Here is a 2,234-nt window from a genome sequence, read left to right as displayed (position 1 = left end):
GTAGCGCCTGAAGGACGCTTCATATGCCGCCGACTGGTTCAGCGACGGCGCCAGTGCGCTGGCCGCGCTGGCGCAGCAGGATTACGAGGCCGTGCTGCTGGACCTGGGCCTGCCCGGCGCCGATGGGCTCTCGGTATTGCGCCAGTTGCGCAGTCACTCGACCATCCCGGTGCTCATCATCACCGCCCGCGACGGTGTGCAGGACCGCATCGCCGGGCTCGATACCGGTGCCGACGATTACCTGCTCAAGCCCTTCGCCATGGGCGAACTGCTGGCGCGTCTGCGCGCGGTGATGCGGCGCAAGTCGGGCGCGGCCACCGATGTCCTGGACAACGGCCAACTGGCGCTGGATGTGGCCGCCAAGACCGCGTGCTGGCAGCAACAGCCGCCGGTGGCGTTGTCGGCCCGTGAATTCGCGCTGTTGCAGGCCCTCATGCGTCGTCCCGGCGCCATCCTCTCGCGCACCGAACTGGAAGAACGCATCTATGGCTGGGGCGAGGAAGTGGAAAGCAATGCGGTGGAATTCCTGATCCATTCACTGCGCAAGAAACTGGACCGCGACGCCATCAAGAACGTCAGGGGCATGGGATGGATGGTCGCACGCAACACCGGCCACGCATGAGGCGCTCCCTGCAGGCGCGCCTGTCGCTGGCGCTGACGCTGGCCATCCTGCTGGTGGCCGTGGGGGCTGGTGGCTTCGGTTTCATCAGTGCCTACCGCGAGTCCATCCGGGTGCAGGACGACCTGCTCATGCAGGTCGGCGCACTGCTGGCCCGCGTCGGCGGCAGCTTGCCAGCCGAGGGCGCGGTGGGCAGCTATCCGGGCAGCGATCACGAATCGCGCATCAGCGTGCAATGGTTGCCCAGGCCAGACACCGATGCCGATACGGTCGGGGTCAAGGACGAACTGCCGCTGCCGGCCGGGCTGAAGGATGGCTTCCAGACCGTCTTCATGGTGCACGAGGATTTCCGCGTCTACGTCCAGCCGCTGCCCTCGGGCCGGCGCATCGTGCTCGCGCAGGAAACCGACGCGCGCAATAGCATCGCCTACCAAAGCGCCTGGCGCGCGCTGTTCCCGCTGCTGATCCTGGTGCCGGTACTGCTGCTGGCGCTGCGCCGCATCGTGCGCAAGCTGTTCGCCCCGCTGTCTAGCCTGCGCCAGGAAATCGACCAGCGCCGCGACGACCAGCTCGCCCCCATTGCCACGGCCGCCCTGCCCACGGAAATCGCCCCCTTCGTGGAAGCCATCAACCGCCTGCTGACCCGCGTGCAGAACGCCATGACCACCCAGCGCCGCTTCGTGGCCGATGCCGCCCATGAATTGCGCACGCCGCTCACGGCCCTGTCCTTGCAGGCGGAACGGCTGCAACACAGCGAGCTGTCCGACACCGCCCGCGAACGTCTGCAACGCCTGGGCAGCGGTATCGAGCGCAGCAAGGCGCTGGTGACGCAATTGCTGGCCCTGGCGCGAGCCCAGTCCCAAGGGGTGACCGAGCCAGTGGCGCGCAGCCGCTTCGCCTTGCGCCAAGCGGTGCGACCGGTGCTGGAAGACTTGTTGCCCTTGGCCCAGCACAAGAACATCGACCTGGGCGTCGACAGTAGCCTGGACGCCGAGGTGGACACCAGTCTGGCGGACCTGCAATTACTGTTAAGCAACCTGATCGACAACGCCATCCGCTACACCCCGGCGGGCGGCTGCATCAGCCTGGCGCTGGTGACGGGCGCCCAGGTCCGGCCTGGCATGGCAAGACTGGAGCTCACCGACAACGGCCCCGGCATCCCGGCCGCCGAGCGCGAGCGCGTGTTCGAGCCCTTCTACCGGCTCAATCCATCCGCCGCGCCCGGTTCCGGGCTGGGCCTGGCCATTGCGCAATCGCTGGCCCAGCGGCTGGGCATCACCATTGGGCTGGAGATGGCCGATCCAGTGGCGCAGCGCGGTTTGCGGGTGGTGTTGGATATTCCGGCGCCGAAGTGAAGTTTTTTTGAGGCAAGCTAATCTTGGACTAAGTTTCAGGGTTTACCATCTCGCTACCGATGTGCATCTAGGAATCCGAATGAACAATATCAACAATCCCCTCCAGCAACCCACCCGCTATCACCCCTATTCCGTGATCCTGCACTGGGTCATGTTCCTGCTCATCGTGGTGGCGCTGGCCACCATCGAATACCGCGACCCTATACCGAAGGGTGACCCACTGCGCGACCTGCTGCGCACGGACACATCACGCCGCCAAT

At 66.0% G+C, this 2,234-nt stretch carries 2 protein-coding genes and 1 pseudogene; all 3 read left to right on the top strand.

The window, feature by feature from the left end; genetic code table 11:
• The first annotated feature begins 7 nt into the window (after positions 1-7).
• Positions 8-622, top strand: coding sequence for a response regulator (locus tag I5W_RS24520; RefSeq protein WP_044531212.1), 615 nt, complete (start codon positions 8-10; stop codon positions 620-622).
• Positions 619-1,974, top strand: coding sequence for a sensor histidine kinase (locus I5W_RS24515; protein ID WP_044531211.1), 1,356 nt, complete (start codon positions 619-621; stop codon positions 1,972-1,974). Before I5W_RS24520 ends, I5W_RS24515 begins: the two co-directional genes overlap by 4 nt.
• A gap of 79 nt (positions 1,975-2,053) precedes the next feature.
• A pseudogene (locus I5W_RS24510) lies at positions 2,054-2,234 on the top strand (cytochrome b); the annotation flags it as partial.

It is taken from the genome of Herbaspirillum sp. B65, assembly GCF_000333555.1.
Lineage (GTDB): Bacteria > Pseudomonadota > Gammaproteobacteria > Burkholderiales > Burkholderiaceae_D > Herbaspirillum > Herbaspirillum rubrisubalbicans.
Note: the sequence above shows the minus strand (reverse complement) of the source record. Positions and strands in the feature narration are given on the sequence as shown.